The sequence below is a fragment of the Pseudomonas fluorescens NCIMB 11764 genome, assembly GCF_000293885.2.
Lineage (GTDB): Bacteria > Pseudomonadota > Gammaproteobacteria > Pseudomonadales > Pseudomonadaceae > Aquipseudomonas > Aquipseudomonas fluorescens_B.
The window spans coordinates 6,850,450-6,868,504 of record NZ_CP010945.1 but is presented as its reverse complement, the minus strand read 5'-3'; the positions used below and the strand labels follow the sequence as shown (position 1 = coordinate 6,868,504).

The window sequence follows — 18,055 nt, the reverse complement described above, 5'->3', positions numbered from 1 at the left end:
CTGGCCCCATCGCGGGCCGCCACACTGACGATCTCACTGCGTAGCCACCACTCGATTCCTCCCGCTTTCCTTCGCCTGATACAGCGCCTTGTCCGCCGCAAACAGCAACTGCTCGAGGCTGGTGTCGGTGGTCGTGGTCCAGGTGCTGATGCCAATACTGACAGTAATCGGCGATTCAATACCCGCCACAAACGGCAGTTGCTCCACGGCAACGCGGATGTGTTCGGCAATCTGCTGTGCGCCCGCACTGTCCGTTTCCGCCAGGATGACCGAAAACTCTTCCCCTCCGTACCGGGCGACCAGATCCGCCGGTCGCCGTACGTTCTCGGCGATCACTTTGGCCAGTGCGCGTAGCGCATCGTCGCCCGCCTGATGGCCATGTTGATCGTTGAAGGCCTTGAAGTGGTCGGCGTCGATCATCAACACCGACAGCGGTTTACCCGACCGTTGGGCGCGAAACCACTCATGACGCAGTGTCTGGTCCAGCGTTCGGCGGTTGGCTACGCCGGTCAGGTCATCAGTGGCGGCCAGCTGTGCCAGTTCCTGCTCGGCGTGGTGGCGCAGTCGCAGCTCCCGGCACAGCAGCCAGGTCAGCCAAAGCAGGCCGATGCACAACACGCCGGTCGCACCGCTGATCACAATCGCCGTGCGCTTCCAGGCGGCAAACACGTCGTTCCCCGAGAGCGCGACGATCACCGTCAATGGCAGGTTGCCGACCCTGGAAAAGGTATACAGGCGTTGCTCACGGTCGACGCTCGACACGCTGTCAAAGCTGCCGTTGCGTTCGCGCAGGATGCGCTGGACATTGGGGCGATTGGCGAAGTTTTTGCCGATCGAGTCATTGACCAGATGAGGCTTCTGCGCCAGCAATATACCGTCGTCGTTGATGATGGACAGCGCGCTGCCGGCGCCGATGTTCAGGCTGTTGAACAACTGATCGAAGTAACCCAGGCGCATCGAAGCGACGGCAACCCCGAGGAACTCACCCGTAGCCGATGAGATGCGGCGGCTGAAGCTGATTCGCCATTCGTCGCTGTCCTCGCAATCGCAGCGGGATTGGAACGGTCGGCTGATGAACATGCCGGTGTCGCGGTTGAAAGCATGTGCGAGGAAATAATCGCGATCGGCAAAGTTGCCGGGCTTGGGCTCGATCAGCGAGGAGTCCGCAATCACCTCGCCCTGCTTGTCCAGCAGCAGAATGTCGCCCTTGAAGCGCGCCGTGGTAGAGCGGTCGAACAGCACCAGATGGCGGATCTGCGCCGAAACCTGTTTCAAGTCGTCGCGCTGCGAAGCGGCAATCAGGCCTTGCAGGGTCAGGTCGTAGAGTTCGACCGTGCGCAGCACGTCGGCGTCGATCAGTTGCGCAATCGTGGTGGCGCTGCGAGTGGCGGCCTGTTGCGCGTTGGCGTGTTCTCGGATCAACAGGAAAGTGACGATGCTGATGATCGCGATAACGGTCAGGGTGCTGCCGAGGATCACCATGAGCTCGGGGCGACCGGTCTTGCCTGAAACGTGTCTGGGGCGGCTCGCGGGCATGGGGAAGATGTCTGCTTGAGGAGCAAAAAAAAGACCAGCAAAACGCGCTGGCCTTTACTTACCCAAGCTTAGAAGACATTGAGCGGGTAGTCGACGATCAGCAGGTATTCATCGGTGTCCTGATGTCGACTGGCTGAACACTGATCCGCATCGTTGCAATGGATGTAATGATCAATGAAGCGGCAACAAAAAAAAGCCGCTGACAGCAGCGGCTTTGAAGACAACTGTTCAACGGGAAGAGCCGATGAAAGTGTCGAGAAAAAATAGAGCGATAGTTTGCGTTCAGCTATCTTTCTCGACCTGTGGCTGGGCCTGAGAAGAAGAGGATTGAGGGGTTCGCGCAGCGTCCGGAGCCTTGGCCGTCATTTCGTTCTGATACGCTTCGAACGCCGCAGCGCGTGCTGCATTGTGCGCGACGAAGGTCTGCGACTCTTCAGCGATGGCGAACGGGGAGAGGAACAAAGAGGACAAAACGAACGCGCTGGCAATACCCATGGTGTTGGACATCTTTAAAACCTTCTTGCTTGGCAAGTGCTGTTTGGTGCGGCAAAGATAAGGCGCTTTGGAGAGGGGAAAAAGAGCGGATTCATGAAAGGACTGTTGCGATTAAGGCAACAGTGCCTGCTTGGGCGACGGCTTTTGTGGCGAGGGAGCTTGCTCGCGCTGGGCTGCGCAGCAGTCGCACCCAGGCGCCTCGGTTTGTCAGAAAAACCAAGTGACCGATTGGGGCTGCTTCGCAGCCCAGCGCGAGCAAGCTCGCTCGCCACAGGGAGCAAGGTGATTCAGACCGGCAAATGGATGCCGAAGGTATTCATGCCGTGGTCACTGTGCACAAACACATCGCCACCATGCATCAGCGCAATCGCCTTGACGATTGCCAGCCCCAGACCGTGGTTGTTGCCACTGTTGCTGCGCGACGCATCGACCCGATAAAAGCGCTCGAACAACCGCGGCAAATGCTCGCTGGCAATCGGCGAGCCGGGGTTGGCGACGCCGATGCTGACCTGATGCTCCTCGACCTCGATCCGCACCTGAATCACCTGGCCGGGCTCGGTGTGTTGCACTGCGTTGCTGAGCAAATTGATCAGCGCCCGCCGCAGATGCGCAATCTCGATCCGCACCTGCGCATCGCCACTGACCTGCACCTGGACCTGCGCATCTTCAAGAATGAAATCCAGATACTCCAGCGTCGTCGCCACTTCATCGGCCAGTGAGGTGGACGTCAGTTTGGTCGCCTTGCTGCCCTGATCGGCACTGGCGAGGAACAGCATGTCGTTGATGATCGAGCGCAGCCGCTCCAGCTCTTCGAGGTTCGATTGCAGCACTTCGAAGTAGTGTTCGGCCGAGCGCCCACGCGTCAGCGCCACTTGGGTCTGGCCGATCAGGTTGGTCAGCGGCGAGCGCAATTCGTGGGCGACATCGGCATTGAACGACTCAAGCCGCGAGTAGGCCTGTTCGACCCGCTCCAGCGTGGAGTTGAACGAGTTGACGAACTGATTCAGTTCCGGTGGCAGCGACGACAGGCGCAAGCGCCCGGAACGCAACGGCGGCGCCAGTCGCTGGGCTTCCTGGGACAGCTTGATCAACGGTTTCAGACCGATCCGTGCCACCCAATAACCGAGTGCCGAGGCCAACAGCACACCGACAATCGCGAGGCTGATCAGGGCAACCAGCAGATGATGCTGGGTCTGGAAAAACGTCTCTGTGTCGATGCCGATCATGAAGCGCAATGGCGGTCGTTGATCCTTGGCCGGAAACTGGCTGACCAGCACTTTCAGCGGATAAGGCTGATCCGGCAACTGCAGATCCCGCATGCCCAGCGGCCCATCGGCGAAGGCGCGGATCTGCGGCGTCAGGTTGCCGTATTCGTAGTGCGGATCGCCGCTGATGATCCAGAAACTGATGCGTTTGTCTTCTTCACCCAACAGCTTGAGCTTGTTGTTGATCTTCACCCAATGCTCCGGCGTACCGTAACGGCCGACGGTGGATTCGAGCACGCTGTAACGCGCGTCCAGCTCGGCTTCGGGCAGCAGGCCCAGGCCCTTGTCGACCTGTTGATAAAGCGCCCAGCCGATCAACAGAAACACCAGAAGCGCTACCAGCGTAAACATCCCGCTCAGACGCAGCGCAATCGAATTACTGGACACCACGGCTCTCCAGCACATAACCCATGCCGCGGATCGTGTGCAGCAGTTTTTCGTCGAACGGCCCGTCGAGCTTGGCGCGCAGGCGTTTGATCGCGACTTCGACGACGTTGGCGTCGCTGTCGAAATTGATGTCCCAGACCATTTCCGCAATCGCCGTTTTCGAGAGGATTTCCCCTTGTCGGCGGGCCAGCACGCTGAGCAGCGAGAACTCCTTGGCGGTCAGGTCCAGTCGCGTACCGGCGCGGGTCGCCTTGCGGCTGATCAGATCGATCCACAGGTCGGCGATGCTCACTTGCACCGGTTCATGGCCGCCGCTGCGACGGGTCAGGGCTTGCAGGCGTGCCACCAGTTCAAGGAAGGAAAACGGTTTGCCGAGGTAATCGTCGGCGCCATCGCGCAGGCCTTTGATCCGGTCTTCGACACGCTCGCGGGCGGTGAGCATGATCACCGGGGTTTGCTTGCGCGCACGCAACGCGCGTAGCACGCCGAAGCCGTCGAGGCCCGGCAGCATGACGTCGAGGACGATCACCGCGTAGTCGCTTTCCAGCGCCAGGTGCAGGCCTTCGACGCCGTCCCGCGCCAGGTCCACGGTGTAACCTTGTTCCGTCAGGCCGCGGTGCAGATAGTCCGCGGTTTTTTCCTCGTCTTCGATAATCAGAACGCGCATGACCCCGCCTCAGTCTGTGGTCGCCAACGCCGGCATCGTTGCTGGCGCTGGTTTGGGCCGATGGAATAGCCGCTCAAGCCACAAGTATATGACTGGAGTGGTAAACAGCGTCAGCGCCTGGCTCACCAGCAAGCCGCCGACCACCGCGATCCCCAATGGCTGGCGCAGTTCGGCGCCGGTGCCATAGCCGAGCATCAGCGGTAGCGCGCCGAGCAGAGCGGCGAGGGTGGTCATGATGATTGGCCGGAATCGGGTGATACAGGCCTGGTAGATCGCTTCTTCCGGTGGCAGGCCACCTTTACGCTGGGCTTCGAGGGCGAAGTCGATCATCAGGATGCCGTTTTTCTTCACGATGCCGATCAGCAGCACCAGCCCGATCAGCGCCATGATCGAAAAGTCCTGGCCGCAAATCCACAGCATGATCACCGCCCCGAGCCCCGCCGAGGGCAGCGTCGAGATGATAGTCAGCGGATGCACGAAGCTCTCATAGAGCACGCCAAGAATGATGTACACCGCCACCAGCGCCGCCAGAATCAGCCATGGCTGGCTTGCCAGTGAACTCTGGAACGCCTGGGCCGCGCCCTGGAAGTTGCCGCTCATGGCCGCCGGCATGCCGATTTCAGCCTTGGCCTGATTGAGCATGATCACCGCATCGCCCAACGCCACCCCGGGCGCCAGGTTGAACGACAGGTTGGCGGCCGGGAACATGCCGTCATGGGCGATGGACAACGGACCCACGGTCGGTGCATCGAATTTCGCCAGCGCCGACAGCGGCACCATTTCCCCGCTCAGGGGCGAGCGCAAGTAGAAATAGTTGAGGCTTTCGGCCTTGCCGCGTTGCTGGGTGTCCAGCTCCAGAATCACGTTGTACTGGTTGATCTGGGTCTGGAATTCGTTGATCTGCCGCTGACCGAACGCGTCGTACAGCGCTTCGTCGACATCACTGGCGGTCAGGCCGAAACGCGAGGCGGCGCTGCGGTCGATGCTGATGTGCGTGATGCTGCCGCCCAGTTGCAGGTCGTTGGAAATGTCGCGGAATGCCGGGTTGGTGCGCAGTTTTTCCGTCAGGCGCTGGGTCCAGGTGCTGAGGGTCGCGCCGTCGTTGCTCTTGAGCACGTATTGGTACTGCGCGCGGCTCGGGCCGGAGCTCAGGTTGATGTCCTGGCCAGCGCGCAGATAGAGCACGATGCCGGGCACTTTCATCAGTTGCGGGCGAATCCGGTCGATGAACTGGCTGGCCGAGACGTCGCGGTCACCGCGTTTTTTCAGGGAAATCCAGAAGCGGCCGTTGGCGATGGTCTGGTTGCTGCCCGAAACGCCAACCGAGTGGGAAAACGCCGCGACCGCCGGATCGGCCGCGACGATTTCCGCCATAGCCAGGTGTTTTTTCACCATGTCAGGGTAGGAAATGTCGGCGGCCGCTTCGGTAGTGCCGAGGACAAAACCAGTGTCCTGGACCGGGAAGAAACCTTTCGGAATGAAGATGTAGCCGGCAATGGCCAGACCGAGAGACAACCCGAACACACCGATCATCAATTTCTGATGGGCGAGGGCGCGGCGCAGGCCTTTTTCGTACCACGCCAGCAACCGTTCGCCGAACGTGGGTTTGCTGTGGGCGTGATGCACCGGGGCGCGCATGAACAGCGCCGCAAGCGTCGGCGCCAGGGTCAGCGACACCACCACTGAAATCATGATCGTAGACGTGGCCGTCAGGGCGAATTCCTTGAACAGTCGCCCGACCACGCCGCCCATGAACAGCAACGGAATGAACGCCGCCACCAGCGAAAAACTGATCGAGACCACGGTGAAGCCAATTTCGCCGGCGCCCTTGATCGCCGCTTCGCGCATGCCATCGCCGGCCTCCAGGTGTCGGTGAATGTTTTCCACCACCACAATCGCATCGTCGACCACGAACCCCACGGCCACCACGATCGCTACCAGCGTCAGGTTGTTCAGGCTGAAACCCATGATGTACATCAGGGCGAAACTGGCGACCAGCGAAACACCCAGTACCGCCGACACGATCAGCGTCGCCGACCATTGGCGCAGGAACAGCGCCATCACCGCCACCACCAGCATGATCGCGATCAGCAGGGTGATCTCCACTTCATGCAACGAGGCGCGGATGGTCTGGGTTCGGTCGACCAGCACCTTGACTTGCACCGAGGCCGGCAACATCGCTTCGAGGCCGGGCAGGGCGGCCTGGATGCGGTCCACGGTTTCAACGATGTTGGCGCCCGGCTGCCGGGAAATCACCAGGTTCACCCCGGGCTTGTCGCCGGCCCAGGCTTGCACGTAGGCATTTTCCGAACCGTTGACGACAGTGGCAACATCCTTGAGGTGAACCGGGGCACCGTCCTTGTAGGAAACGATGAGCTGGCTGTATTCCTCGGGATGGAACAACTGGTCGTTGGTGGACAGCGTGGAAATGCTCGACTCACCGTACAAAGCACCTTTGGCCAGGTTGAGGCTGGTGTTCTGGATCGCCAGGCGAATGTCCGCCAGGGTCAGGCCGATGGCCGCGAGTTTGTCCGCCGAGGCCTGCACGCGAATCGCCGGACGTTGCTGACCGGTGATGTTGATCTGTCCTACGCCGTCGATCTGACTGATCTGACGGGACAGCAGGGTTTCCACCAGATCGCTGAGTTCGGTGCCGGGCATCAAGGTTGAGTTGATGCTGAGAATCAGCACCGGGCTATCGGCCGGGTTGACCTTGCGCCACGTCGGCAGGTTCGGCATGTCCTTGGGCAGTTTGCCGGCGGCGGTATTGATGGCGGCCTGAACTTCCTGGGCGGCGGTGTCGATGCTTTTATCGAGGGTGAACTGCAGGGTCAGGTTGGTCGAGCCGAGGGCGCTGCTCGAGGTCATCTGGGTCACGCCGGGGATGGCGCTGAATTGCACTTCAAGCGGCGTGGCCACCGACGACGCCATGGTTTCCGGGCTGGCGCCGGGGAGTTGCGCGGCGACCTGGATGGTCGGGAATTCGGCTTCCGGCAGCGGTGCAATCGGCAGGCGTGGGAAGGCGATGACACCCAGCAACACCAGGGCAAACGTCAGCAGGATCGTCGCCACCGGATGATCGATGCACCACGCCGAAACCGAGCCGTGGCCCTTCATGGCCTCGACTCCGACTGGACCACTTGCGGTGGCTCGGTCAGGACCTGCACGGTCGAGCCGGGTTTGAGCCGCGATTGGCCGTCGCTGACCAGCACGTCGCCCGGTTTCACACCTTTGATGATGTCCTGGCCGCTGCCTTGATAGACCATCTGTACCTGGACGGTTTCAACCTTGTCACCCTTGACCCGGTACACGAAGTGTTGATCGAGCCCGCGTTGTACGACGGTGGGCGGCACCACCAGGGCATCTTTATCCAATGCTGTCTGAATCTTTACCGTCACCAGCAGGCCCGGCCAGAGTTTCTGCCCGGGGTTGTTGAATTCGGCCTTGGCGCGGATGGTCCCGGTGTTGGCGCTGATCTGGTTGTCGATCAGGGTCAGGTGACCCTCGCCCAGCAGGTTGCCGGTTTCGCCGTCGGTGTCGGCACCGATGTAGGCCTTCACTTGAGCGTGCTCCGGATCGTTGATCAGGCCTTGCAGAGTCGGCAGCATTTGCTGCGGCAGGGAAAACTCCACGGCGATCGGGTCGATCTGGGTCACCGTGAACAAGCCCTGGGTGTCGGTCATGCGCAGGAAGTTGCCTTCATCCACCGTGCGAATACCGACTCGACCGCTGACCGGGGAGCGAATCTGCGTGTAGGAAAGCTGCACCTGCGCGGCATCAATCGAAGCCTGATTGCCTTGGGCGGTGGCCTTGAGCTGATTGACCAGCGCTTGTTGCTGGTCGTAGGTCTGCTTTGAGACGCCATCGTCGACGCTAAGCAGTTTGTAGCGTTTGAGGTTCACCAGCGCCACTTGCAACTGCGCCTGGCTTTCGCCGAGTTGTGCGCGGGCCTGGTCGAGGCTGGCGCGGATCGAGCGGTCGTCGATGGTGGCCAGCAGGTCCCCCTTCTTCACCAACTGACCTTCCTTGACCAGGATTTTAGTGAGGATGCCGTCGATCTGCGGGCGCACTACCACGCTGTGCAAAGACAACACCGAGCCGATGCCGCTGACGTAGCGAGGGACGTCTTTTTCGGCGACGTTCACCACCCTAACCGGGATCGCCGTGGGCGCAGCGAGTTTGGCTGTCACGGGTTTGGTGGCATACCACACGCCCAACGCTGCCAGGACAATCAGAAGAGCGGCGATCAAGGCGGGTTTTTTCTGAATTCGCATGCGAGTGGGGCGCCGGGGCTGGGGGGGACGGAGTCTGGTCAGGGTTATACCTCCCTTTATAAACCTGTTCGCCGGTCAGGAAGGTGACGGCTAACTGACGGCGCTGTCAGTTTGGGGTTTGTGGCTCTTTCGCCTTGATAGGTCCCGAAAAGGGACCTGTCGTTCCCTTTTTGGGACTCTATGGTCGTCACTGTGAAGAACCTTTCTCTCAGCGAAGCTTTGTTTACGGGCACGCAGCAAAAAGTGCCGGGCTTGTTGTTTGGCAGACCTGACCAACGTTTCTACGCCAACGAAATTGCTCGCTGGGCTCAGGTAGGGAAAGGCAGTCTCATGCGTGAGCTGGATCGGTTACAACGCTCGGGCGTATTGGCCATGACCCGGCAGGGCAACCAAACCCATTATCAAGCCAACCTCCGATTGCCCGATTTATGCCGAACTATTGGGTATCACTCGTAAGACTTTCGGCATCGCCGAGCCTCTGCGCCAGGCACTGCAGCCCTTTGCCGAACAGGTCATTTGGGCATTTGTGTACGGTTCCATTGCCAAGGATCAGGCAAACGCATCCAGTGACATTGATCTGATCTGATCTGATCTGATCTTGATCGGCGAGGGGCTGCACTACAGTGACGTGATGGAGCGGCTCATACCTATGGAAGAGCAATCGCCGAGGTGAACAAAGTGCAGGTTCGATTGTTCGCCTTGTGCCATGAACGGCGCAATTTGGCGAAGTCCGAAGGTTACGTGGATGAGGATGAGGATGAAGCGTTGTTGACTCAGTTGTTGGATAGCGCATCGCAATTGTTGAGCTGTGTGATACAGCGGCTTACCGGACTCTGATAGCCGCGCTACCTGCGATGATGTCAGCCCAGCCAGCATAAAACCCGACAGACTCACTCGCGGCATAAAGCCTGCCGTCCCCGACACAGGTATACTGCTGCCTTTCGCGGCTCGCTGACCGGGCCCGACTCTATTGCATCACCCGGAGCTTTCATGACTTCCCCGACACAACCGCCGGTTGCCGACGCCTTGAGCGACGACCAGGCAGACCTGCCAGACAGCGTCGACTCCAGCGCAGACAGCGAAACCAAAGCCGCGATCCCGGCGTTCAAGTTCCCGTTCAAGCCGGGTGAACTGGCCGCCGCGAAAACCGCCAGCCAGCCGTGGTACAAGAACGGCGCCAAGAACGGCCACACCAAGACCCCCGGCGCAGCGCCTCCCGGCACCCGTCGTTCGATGGGCAAGCGCTGAGTTTCCACCCTCCGCCATTGGTCATCCGCCGCGGTTTTCAATCGCGATGATGGCTAAGTGCTCATATCCTGAGCCAGATCAACGTTTGTGGAATCAGTGCGCTTAGAGTCAGCAGCCCTGCCGACTCTTTCCATCCAACGAGCGCGCTTTCCATGAAGATCAACCTCCCGGTGACCGGCCGTAATGTCGACGTTGCGGCTGATGCGAACATCCTCTCGACCACTGATCTGACCAGCGCGATTACCTACGCCAACGACGACTTCATCAGGATCAGCGGCTACAGCCGTGAGGAGTTGCAGGGCTCGACGCACAACCTGCTGCGTCACCCGGACATGCCGGCGGCGGCTTTCGCGCATATGTGGCAGACCCTCAAAAGTGGCCGTTCGTGGATGGGGCTGGTGAAGAATCGCTGCAAGAATGGCGATCACTATTGGGTGAGCGCCTACGCCACGCCGGTGACGCAGAACGGTCAGGCCGTGGAGTATCAGTCGGTCCGGACCCGGCCCTCGGTGCGGCAGATCGAAGCAGCGGAAAAAGCCTACGCAAACCTTCGCGACGGTCGGGTGCCGCTGTTGCAACGCCTGCCTGTGTTCGCACCGGGACTCAAAGTGGTGGCATTGTTCAGTGTGACGCTGGCCTGTGTAGTGGGCATCGAGGTGTGGCTTAACCCGTCATCAGCCGTGTTCGGGATGCTGGCGTTTGTCGTGGGCAGCGGGTTGGCGGCGGTTGGAACCGGACGGATGTTGCGCCCGCTGACAGCGCTTGCCGAGCGCGCCCGACAGATTGCCGACAACCCGTTGAGCCAGGGCATTTACACCGGCCGCCGGGATCAGTTCGGCCAGATCGAGTTTGCCTTCCAAATGCTCGAAGCGCAGATCGGCGCGGTGGTGGGGCGCATCGGTGATGCGTCGCAGCGACTGGCCGGGCATGCGGCGGAACTGGTCGATCACTTGCAAAGCAGTCACAGCAGCACGCTGGATCAACAGGCTGAAACCGATCAGGTGGCGGCGGCGATTCATCAGATGTCCGCCAGCGTGGCTCAGGTTGCCAGCCATGCGCAGCAAGCCTCGCAGGCGGCCGATCTGGCCGGCAGCGAAACCCGCGAAGGTCATCAACTGGTGAGTGAGAGTCGCCACGCCGTCTTGCGTCTGGCCGAGGAACTGGCGCACGCAACCGATGTGATTCATCAGCTGGAAGGACACAGCAGCGAAATCACCGGAGTGCTGGAGGTGATCCGCAGCATCGCCGAGCAAACCAATCTGCTGGCCCTCAACGCGGCCATCGAGGCCGCGCGCGCCGGGGATGCCGGGCGCGGTTTTGCGGTGGTGGCCGACGAAGTGCGGGGCCTGGCCCAGCGCACCCAGCAATCGACCAACGAGATTCAGCGCATGATCAGCACCCTGCAAAACGGCACGCGGGATGCGGTGGTGGTGATGCAGCAAAGCAGTGAACAGGTGGAAAGCAGCGTCGAACAGGCCCGGCGCGCCGCCGACGCACTGGACGCGATCAGTCGGCGGGTCAATCAGATCACCGAAATGAGTCTGCAAATCGCCTCGGCGGTGGAAGAGCAGAGCACGGTCAGTGAAGACATCAACCGCAACATCAGCCGCATTCGCTCCGCCTGTGAAGTCACGGTGAGCGAGGGCCGGCAAAGCCAGGCCAACTCCGAAGACGTGGCGGGGCTGGCAGGGGATTTGCGGCAGTTGGCGCAGGAGTTCTGGCGAGAACGCCGTTAAGCCGCGCGCAACGAAATGAACGCGTAGTTGCGCGGTGTTTCGGTGGTCACTTCTGCGCCGGCCGCCAACACTTGCCCGGCGATGTCGTCGCCGGACACGTGGAACTGCCAGTCACTGCTCGCGTCCGTCAGCGGTTGTTGCGCGACTTGGTCGATAACCGTGGCGAATGCGCTCATGTCCGGCAGGTACGCGGTGAATCCATCGCCCTTGAGCGCTGTAGTCCGAATTCCCAGCAACGCGCAAATCGCATCCTTGGTGCGGATGTCATCGCGATCCGCCTGACGCGAGCGCTGGATAAGTCCTGCGAGTTCCTGATCGACGAGTTCCCCGCCGACGATCAGATCCGGTCCTTGCTCCCACGATTCGGGCGGGCATTCCTTGATCGACGTGTTGAGGGGAATGTGCGGATTGATTTCCATCGGATAGATACGGCACACCAGCGGCCGGCGTTCGTAGATGCGGCAGAGGTTGTCTTCGTCAAGATTCCGGCAGGGACCAATGTTGTAAGCCGCAAAGGTGATGGCCACGAACGCTTCGGACGCGCCGCTTTGCACCACCGCCGAACGGCGTTCGGCATGTTCGCGTTGCTGCGCCGGCAGGCCCAGGCCATTGCCCAGGAAACCTTCCACCAGCACGATCACCTGACCGCCGTCGGCCGCCCACATCCGGGCTTCTGTCAGGGTCAGGGGAACGTGGTGGTCATTGCAGCACTTGCCACAACCTACGCAGGAAAACGTCGTATTCATCGAAGGATCAGTCGCCTGTCTGGGCCCGAAACGGCGACAGAATGCCACCGCGAAGGTCTGCTTCGAAGCAAGTTATGCGCCATTCACTTGGATTTGGCCGGCAGGCGGATGGAGTCCCATTCGGTCACGTAGGCGGTTTTGCTTTTCTTGTTGTAGAGGCACAGCTCGGTGCCTTGCTGGCCTTTCATGTGTTTTTGCGGGTAGCGGCCTTGCAGGAGCATGGCGGTGTAGTCGACACGGTCATCGAACTGTGCGGCTTTGCCGACGGGGAAGGCGTCTGTCAGGCCGCTGGCCTTGATGCAACTGGCGAGCATCGCTTTGTCGAAGGCGGCCCAGGCTTCAGGGGTGGAAGCATGTGCTTGAGTGGCGAGGGCGGTGAGACAGAGAAAGGCGAGGGTGGTGGCTTTCATTGATCAGGCATCCTTGGGCGTGTGTGGGCAGAGTATGCCTGATGGCGATGTGTCAGGCTGGAACCGGCTCCCGGCGGACCACATACATCCCGCAACTTTCATACAACCGCTGAGCCCGAACGTTGTCTTCCAGCACCTTCAAATCCACAAACCCTTCATGACGCTGCTGAAACACGTTGAAAGCATTCAACAGCAATGCCCGACCCAGCCCCCGGCCCTGAGCGCGTGGATGCACCACCAGATTCTTGATGTAGGCGCTGGTCCAGCACTGGCAGACGCCAACGATACCGTCGGCATCCAGGGCGATGAAACACAGTGAAGGATCGTACTCGGGATCGGTCTCGAATCGCTGTTGCCAGGTATCCAGCGCCGGCACGCGACCGCCACCTTCCAGGTAGCCCAGTTCCATCAGGCGATGAACGGCTTCAGCCAGTTCGGGGCGGTAATCGTGCAGGACGATTCCCGGAGGCCAGGTGATGGCGGGCACCACCTCCACCAGGTTGCGCCGCATCAGAAAACAAAAGGCGTCGTTCAAACTCAATGACCCTGTTCGGCGACCGCCTTGGCCGCTTCGATCAGGCACTTGGTCAGCTCCGGCGAGGAGAACTTGGTCAACACCGCATTGGCGCCGGCCAGACGTGCCTTTTCACTGTTCATCGCGCTGTCCAGGGAGGTGTGCAGCAGCACATACAGGTGCGAGAAGTCCGGGGTTTCGCGCAAGGTGCGGGTGAAGGCGTAGCCGTCCATCTCCGACATTTCGATGTCCGAGACGATCAGGTTGATTTGCTGGGCCGTGCCTTGCAGGTCCAGCAGGCAGTCGATGGCTTCCTTGGCGCTGCGCGCGGTGTGGCATTGCAGGCCGAGGTTGCGCAGGGTGTGCACCGACTGCTGCAAGGCGACCTGGCTGTCGTCGACCACCAGGATGCGCGCGTTGCCCAACACCTCGGCGTCTTCCATGCTCAGTTCGGTCGGGGCCATTTCGATCTGTGCCGGGGCGATGCCGTGGATGACTTTTTCGATGTCCAGCACTTGCACCAGCGTACCGTCGACCGACGTCACACCGGTGATGTACGAGCGCACACCGCCGGAGCCGAAGGGCGGCGGACGGATGTCGGTGGTCAGGCAATGGACGATCTTGCTCACGGCCTGAACGTGCAGGCCCTGCTTGGAGCGGCTGACGTCAGTGACGATCAGGCAGCCGCCGTTCGGGTCTTCCAGCGGCCGCTCGCCAATGGCGCGGCTGAGGTCGATCACCGACAACGACGCGCCGCGCAGGGTGGCGATGCCTTTGACGTGGGGGTGCGACTCCGGCAGCTTGGTCAGCGGCGGGCAGGGAATGATTTCACTGACTTTGAGCAGGTTGATCGCCATCAGCTTGCCACTGCGCAAGGTAAACAGCAGAAGCGAAAGTGAGTCTGCGCGGGCTTTGGTGGTGGACATAAAAACCTTCTGAGGAAAAAGGTGATGGGCGAATGGAAAGTCGCCAAAAGCTATTGATGCCGGGTTATCGACTTGTTGGGGGCAGGCTTTAGGCCAAATGCATTTCGGCGGCCAAACGGTGAACCCTGTGGCGAGGGAGCAAGCTCCCTCGCCAGGAAAAACTCGCTACTTCATGCCCAGGCGCTTCGCCATCCGCCCAAGATTCGCCCGATCAAGGCCCAGCTCACGCGCCGCGCTCGCCCAGTTATTGTGGTGCCGATCCAGGCAAGCGCTGATCAATTGCCGCTGATAATTTTCAGTCGCCTCACGCAGGTCCCCCGACACCAATGCCGCCGGAGTCGTAGCCGGTTGCTCTGACGCGACCTCAACGCTGCCGCTGGGCAACTCCAGATCCGCCGCACTCAAGCTAAGAATCTTCGGCCGCTCCTTGCAGTGCCCCAAGGCTTTCAGCGCGCTGCGACCAATCAAGTGCTCCAGCTCCCGCACATTACCCGGCCAGTCATACGCGAGCAACGCGGCCTGGGCGTCGCTGTTCAGGCGCAAGCTGTTGAGGCCCATGCGCGAGCGGTTCTGCTCCAGGAAGAAGCCGCTGAGCAGCAGCACATCCCGCCCGCGATCCCGCAGGGCTGGCACCAGCAGCGGGTAAACGCTCAAACGGTGATAGAAATCGGCACGGTAACGGCCACTGCGCACTTCTTCGGCGAGGTCGCGGTTGGTCGCGGCGATGAGTCGCACGTCGACCTGATGTTCCTTGTCTGAACCCAGCCGCTGCAACTGACCGCTTTGCAGCACCCGCAGCAACTTGGCCTGCACAGTCAGCGAGAGCTCGCCGACTTCATCGAGAAACAGCGTGCCACCATTGGCCAGTTCGAACTTGCCACGGCGGTCGCTGGTTGCCCCGGTAAAGGCGCCACGCACATGGCCGAACAGTTCGCTTTCCACCAGCGTGTCTGGCAGCGCGGCGCAGTTGAGGCTGATGATCGGCTTGTCGGCCCGGGGCGAGGCGGCATGAATCGCCTGGGCCACCAGCTCCTTGCCGACCCCGGTTTCTCCTGTGATCAGCACGGTCAGATCGCTGCCGCCCACCAGGCTGATTTCTTCCACCAGCCGTTTGTGGGCCTTGCTCTGACCGATCATTTCACGGTTCTGCTGACCGCTGGCCTGACGGTAAACCTCGGCACGCTGATGTTCGTCCTCGACACGATTGGCCAGCCGTTGGATGCGCTCGGCGGCGTTGACTGTGGCGGCGGCGAGACTGGCGAAGGCTTGCAGGGCGTCCAGCTCGATCGGTTCGAAACGTTCCGGGTCGAGGGCGTCGAGGGTCAGCAAGCCCCACGGGCGCTCGTCGATAAACAGCGGGCAGCCCATGCAGTCGTGGACTTCCAGATGCTCGTGGAGGCCATCGACCAAGCCGTCGTAAGGGTCGGGCATGTCGCTATCGGCGGCAAAACGGGTCGGACCGGGGCTGCTGAGCAGGGCTTCGAAGCGCGGGTGTTCGCTGACTTTGAAGCGCCGGCCGAGGGTGTCGGTGCTCAAGCCGTCGACGGCCAGCGGCACCAGCCATTCACCATCGAGGCGCAGCAGTGCGGCGGCATCGCAGGGCAGCAGGGCGCGCATGGCTTCGAGTAGACGCCGATAACGCTCGCCCTCGGGGAGTTCGCGGGAGAGGTCCGAGACCAGGGGAAGCAACGTAGTGAGCAGGGATTTTGCAGTCATAGTGACTCCATGTAGTCGAGATGACTATAAGTCAGGCTGTGTCGTTATGACTAGAATGTTTTTAAGTAGTTGATTTTTAACGACTAAATAGCTGGCACGAAAACTGATATAGAGAGGGCAGTCAATTAGAAAGCCCAGTAGCTCAGGAGTCACCTTATGCTTAGCGTTCAAGACCGTGCAATCGTCAAATCCACTGTGCCGTTGCTGGAAAGCGGTGGCGAAGCATTGATCACGCATTTCTACCGCATGATGCTCTCCGAATACCCGGAAGTCCGCCCGCTGTTCAACCAGGCTCACCAGGCCAGCGGTGATCAGCCCCGCGCCCTGGCCAACGGCGTATTGATGTATGCGCGCCACATCGATCAGCTCGACCAGTTGGGCGACCTGGTGGCCAAGATCATCAACAAGCACGTGGCCCTGCAAATTCTCCCGGAACACTACCCGATTGTCGGCACTTGCCTGTTGCGTGCGATTTCCGAGGTGCTGGGTGACGAGATCGCCACGCCGGAAGTGATGAGTGCCTGGGGCGCCGCTTACGGTCAACTGGCCGAAATCCTGATCGGCGCTGAAACCAGCATCTACGACCAGAAAGAGCAGGCGCCGGGCGGCTGGCGCGGTGCGCGGGCATTCATCGTCGCGGCCAAGGTCGAGGAAAGCGCGGAAATCACCTCGTTCTACTTTGAGCCGGCGGACAAAGGTCCGATCCTCGCCGCAGAACCCGGCCAGTACATCGGCATGAAACTGATCCTCGATGGAGAAGAGATTCGTCGTAACTATTCGCTGTCAGCCCTGGCGAACAAAGGCCAGTACCGCATCAGCGTCAAGCGTGAACACGGTGGCCGCGCCTCGAACCATCTGCACGATCAATTGCATGTAGGCGCCAGCATTCAGTTGTTTCCGCCATCGGGCGAATTCACCCTGACCGACAGCGACAAACCGTTGGTGCTGATCAGCGGCGGCGTCGGCATCACCCCGACCCTGGCCATGCTCGAAGCGGCGCTGAAAACCCAGCGGCCGGTGCACTTTATCCACTGCGCACGCAACGGCAGCGTCCACGCTTTCCGCGACTGGATTGATGGATTGGCCGAGCGTCACCCGCAACTCAAGCGCTTCTATTGCTACGACGAAGATGACGGCGTCAGCCCGGCGGCACACAAGGTCGGGTTGTTGAGCCAGGAACAACTGGGCGAGTGGCTGCCGCAGCAGCGCGATCTGGACGCTTACTTCCTGGGACCTAAAGGCTTCATGGCGGCGGTGAAGCGTCACCTGAAAGCCTTGGGCGTGCCTGAGAAGCAAAGCCGTTATGAGTTCTTCGGCCCGGCTTCGGCGCTGGAATAACCGCTAAAGCGGCTGAACCTGTGGCGAGGGAGCTTGCTCCCCCTGGACTGCGTAGCAGGCCCATCTTTTGGGGCCGCTTCGCGACCCAGCGGGAGCAAGCTCCCTCGCCACAATTGCTTGTCAGCCTTTCAATTCCTTCAGGTGTTTGTACACCGTCGCCCGTCCCATGTTCAGCACGTTTGCCACATAGTTGGAGGCGCTTTTGCCCTTGAAGGCGCCTTCGGCGTGCAGGGCCAGCACCAGTTCGCGTTTATGGTCGCGGGTCAGCAGGTTCAGGCTCAGCTGACGCTCGCGCAGCCAGCCGTGGAGGAAGGTGTTGATCCTCTCCTGCCAGTCATCGCGAAACAGTGAGTCCGGTTGCGGGATCAACTTGCTCGGTGACAGGAACAGGTCCAGCGCGGCCTTGGCATTTTCGAACAGCGAAATATTCAGATTGATGCACAGCACGGCCAGTGGATGACCGTTGCTGTCGCGCAGCACGCTGCTCAGGCTACGAATCTTCTGACCATCCCAATTCAGTTTTTCGTACGGGCCGATGTTCCGTTCGCTGATGTCATCGCTGAGCATGTCTTCCAGCGCGGAGTCGTCACCGACTTCCCGCTTCGACAGGTTATTGGCGATGTAATCGACTTTCTGTGTGCGCAGATCGTGCAGCACCACCTCGGCGTGGGGAAAGAACAACGTGGCGATGGCATCGGCAATCGCTCGGAAGTTGTCCAGGGCCGGGTCTTTTAAAGGTGCGTTCATACAGTGGAGCTCCAGGCAGCGTCAGCGCCCTGCAAAAAGGGCGCTGGAAG

At 60.7% G+C, this 18,055-nt stretch carries 15 protein-coding genes and 2 pseudogenes; 5 read left to right on the top strand and 12 right to left on the bottom strand.

The window, feature by feature from the left end; genetic code table 11:
* Nucleotides 1-33: 33 nt before the first annotated feature.
* From B723_RS31140 to B723_RS31115, 6 genes are all read right to left on the bottom strand, one after another.
* On the bottom strand, nt 34-1,536 hold the full coding sequence (locus B723_RS31140) for a sensor domain-containing diguanylate cyclase (RefSeq protein ID WP_031319111.1): 1,503 nt from the start codon (nt 1,534-1,536) through the stop codon (nt 34-36).
* Nucleotides 1,537-1,818: 282 nt separating this feature from the next.
* Entirely contained in the window at nt 1,819-2,043 is a 225-nt protein-coding gene (locus B723_RS31135; protein WP_017340677.1) for a hypothetical protein, read from the bottom strand.
* Nucleotides 2,044-2,318: 275 nt separating this feature from the next.
* Entirely contained in the window at nt 2,319-3,683 is a 1,365-nt protein-coding gene (locus B723_RS31130) for a heavy metal sensor histidine kinase (protein WP_017340676.1), read from the bottom strand.
* Complete coding sequence (locus tag B723_RS31125; RefSeq protein WP_007916978.1) at nt 3,673-4,350, bottom strand: heavy metal response regulator transcription factor; 678 nt, start codon at nt 4,348-4,350, stop codon at nt 3,673-3,675. The genes B723_RS31130 and B723_RS31125 overlap by 11 nt, the downstream gene beginning before the upstream one ends.
* 9 nt (nt 4,351-4,359) lie before the next feature.
* A complete protein-coding gene (locus B723_RS31120) occupies nt 4,360-7,467 on the bottom strand; it encodes a multidrug efflux RND transporter permease subunit (RefSeq protein WP_017340675.1) in 3,108 nt (1,035 codons plus the stop codon).
* Nucleotides 7,464-8,624 carry an efflux RND transporter periplasmic adaptor subunit gene (locus B723_RS31115; RefSeq protein ID WP_017340674.1) on the bottom strand — a complete coding sequence of 387 codons (1,161 nt, stop codon included), beginning with the start codon at nt 8,622-8,624 and terminating at the stop codon, nt 7,464-7,466. The genes B723_RS31120 and B723_RS31115 overlap by 4 nt, the downstream gene beginning before the upstream one ends.
* 192 nt (nt 8,625-8,816) lie before the next feature.
* On the opposite strand from B723_RS31115, the pseudogene B723_RS31110 reads away from it, so the two are divergent.
* From B723_RS31110 to B723_RS31100, 4 genes and pseudogenes are all read left to right on the top strand, one after another.
* Nucleotides 8,817-9,294, top strand: a pseudogene (locus tag B723_RS31110) (transcriptional regulator); the annotation flags it as partial.
* A 320-nt stretch (nt 9,295-9,614) separates the two neighbouring features.
* A complete protein-coding gene (locus B723_RS31105) occupies nt 9,615-9,872 on the top strand; it encodes a hypothetical protein (protein WP_008026610.1) in 258 nt (85 codons plus the stop codon).
* A gap of 152 nt (nt 9,873-10,024) precedes the next feature.
* Nucleotides 10,025-10,306 (top strand): annotated as a pseudogene (locus B723_RS34260) (PAS domain-containing protein); the annotation flags it as partial.
* Between the two features lie 255 nt (nt 10,307-10,561).
* On the top strand, nt 10,562-11,608 hold the full coding sequence (locus B723_RS31100) for a methyl-accepting chemotaxis protein (protein WP_414880582.1): 1,047 nt from the start codon (nt 10,562-10,564) through the stop codon (nt 11,606-11,608).
* Here the strand turns inward: B723_RS31100 and B723_RS31095 are convergent.
* The 5 genes from B723_RS31095 to norR all read right to left on the bottom strand — a co-directional run bounded on the left by B723_RS31095 (nt 11,605) and on the right by norR (nt 15,920).
* On the bottom strand, nt 11,605-12,354 hold the full coding sequence (locus B723_RS31095; protein WP_017340670.1) for a YkgJ family cysteine cluster protein: 750 nt from the start codon (nt 12,352-12,354) through the stop codon (nt 11,605-11,607). The genes B723_RS31100 and B723_RS31095 overlap by 4 nt on opposite strands.
* Nucleotides 12,355-12,437: 83 nt before the next feature.
* The gene (locus tag B723_RS31090; protein WP_017340669.1) at nt 12,438-12,764 is read right to left on the bottom strand and encodes a hypothetical protein; all 327 of its coding nucleotides are present in this window, start codon (nt 12,762-12,764) and stop codon (nt 12,438-12,440) included.
* Nucleotides 12,765-12,816: 52 nt separating this feature from the next.
* Nucleotides 12,817-13,275, bottom strand: a complete 459-nt coding sequence (locus B723_RS31085) for a GNAT family N-acetyltransferase (RefSeq protein ID WP_017340668.1) — start codon at nt 13,273-13,275, stop codon at nt 12,817-12,819.
* A 26-nt stretch (nt 13,276-13,301) separates the two neighbouring features.
* Complete coding sequence (locus B723_RS31080; RefSeq protein WP_017340667.1) at nt 13,302-14,204, bottom strand: chemotaxis protein CheV; 903 nt, start codon at nt 14,202-14,204, stop codon at nt 13,302-13,304.
* A 165-nt stretch (nt 14,205-14,369) separates the two neighbouring features.
* A complete protein-coding gene (norR, locus tag B723_RS31075) occupies nt 14,370-15,920 on the bottom strand; it encodes a nitric oxide reductase transcriptional regulator NorR (protein WP_017340666.1) in 1,551 nt (516 codons plus the stop codon).
* Between the two features lie 156 nt (nt 15,921-16,076).
* Here norR and hmpA point away from each other — a divergent pair, with 156 nt between their 5' ends.
* A complete protein-coding gene (hmpA, locus tag B723_RS31070; RefSeq protein ID WP_017340665.1) occupies nt 16,077-17,258 on the top strand; it encodes an NO-inducible flavohemoprotein in 1,182 nt (393 codons plus the stop codon).
* 120 nt (nt 17,259-17,378) lie between these two features.
* On the opposite strand, the gene B723_RS31065 is transcribed toward hmpA, so the two are convergent.
* Entirely contained in the window at nt 17,379-18,005 is a 627-nt protein-coding gene (locus B723_RS31065) for a helix-turn-helix transcriptional regulator (RefSeq protein WP_017340664.1), read from the bottom strand.
* Nucleotides 18,006-18,055 lie beyond the last annotated feature (50 nt).

Excerpts from the sequence above, each read along its gene's own strand:
- B723_RS31135 (WP_017340677.1), bottom strand. The coding sequence starts at position 2,043 with ATGTCCAACACCATGGGTATTGCCAGCGCGTTCGTTTTGTCCTCTTTG.
- B723_RS31080 (WP_017340667.1), bottom strand. The coding sequence starts at position 14,204 with ATGTCCACCACCAAAGCCCGCGCAGACTCACTTTCGCTTCTGCTGTTT.
- B723_RS31090 (WP_017340669.1), bottom strand. The coding sequence starts at position 12,764 with ATGAAAGCCACCACCCTCGCCTTTCTCTGTCTCACCGCCCTCGCCACT.
- B723_RS31100 (WP_414880582.1), top strand. The coding sequence starts at position 10,562 with ATGCTGGCGTTTGTCGTGGGCAGCGGGTTGGCGGCGGTTGGAACCGGA.
- B723_RS31115 (WP_017340674.1), bottom strand. The coding sequence starts at position 8,624 with ATGCGAATTCAGAAAAAACCCGCCTTGATCGCCGCTCTTCTGATTGTC.
- norR (WP_017340666.1), bottom strand. The coding sequence starts at position 15,920 with ATGACTGCAAAATCCCTGCTCACTACGTTGCTTCCCCTGGTCTCGGAC.
- B723_RS31125 (WP_007916978.1), bottom strand. The coding sequence starts at position 4,350 with ATGCGCGTTCTGATTATCGAAGACGAGGAAAAAACCGCGGACTATCTG.
- B723_RS31065 (WP_017340664.1), bottom strand. The coding sequence starts at position 18,005 with ATGAACGCACCTTTAAAAGACCCGGCCCTGGACAACTTCCGAGCGATT.
- B723_RS31140 (WP_031319111.1), bottom strand. The coding sequence starts at position 1,536 with ATGCCCGCGAGCCGCCCCAGACACGTTTCAGGCAAGACCGGTCGCCCC.
- B723_RS31095 (WP_017340670.1), bottom strand. The coding sequence starts at position 12,354 with ATGAATACGACGTTTTCCTGCGTAGGTTGTGGCAAGTGCTGCAATGAC.
- B723_RS31105 (WP_008026610.1), top strand. The coding sequence starts at position 9,615 with ATGACTTCCCCGACACAACCGCCGGTTGCCGACGCCTTGAGCGACGAC.
- B723_RS31120 (WP_017340675.1), bottom strand. The coding sequence starts at position 7,467 with ATGAAGGGCCACGGCTCGGTTTCGGCGTGGTGCATCGATCATCCGGTG.
- B723_RS31085 (WP_017340668.1), bottom strand. The coding sequence starts at position 13,275 with ATGCGGCGCAACCTGGTGGAGGTGGTGCCCGCCATCACCTGGCCTCCG.
- hmpA (WP_017340665.1), top strand. The coding sequence starts at position 16,077 with ATGCTTAGCGTTCAAGACCGTGCAATCGTCAAATCCACTGTGCCGTTG.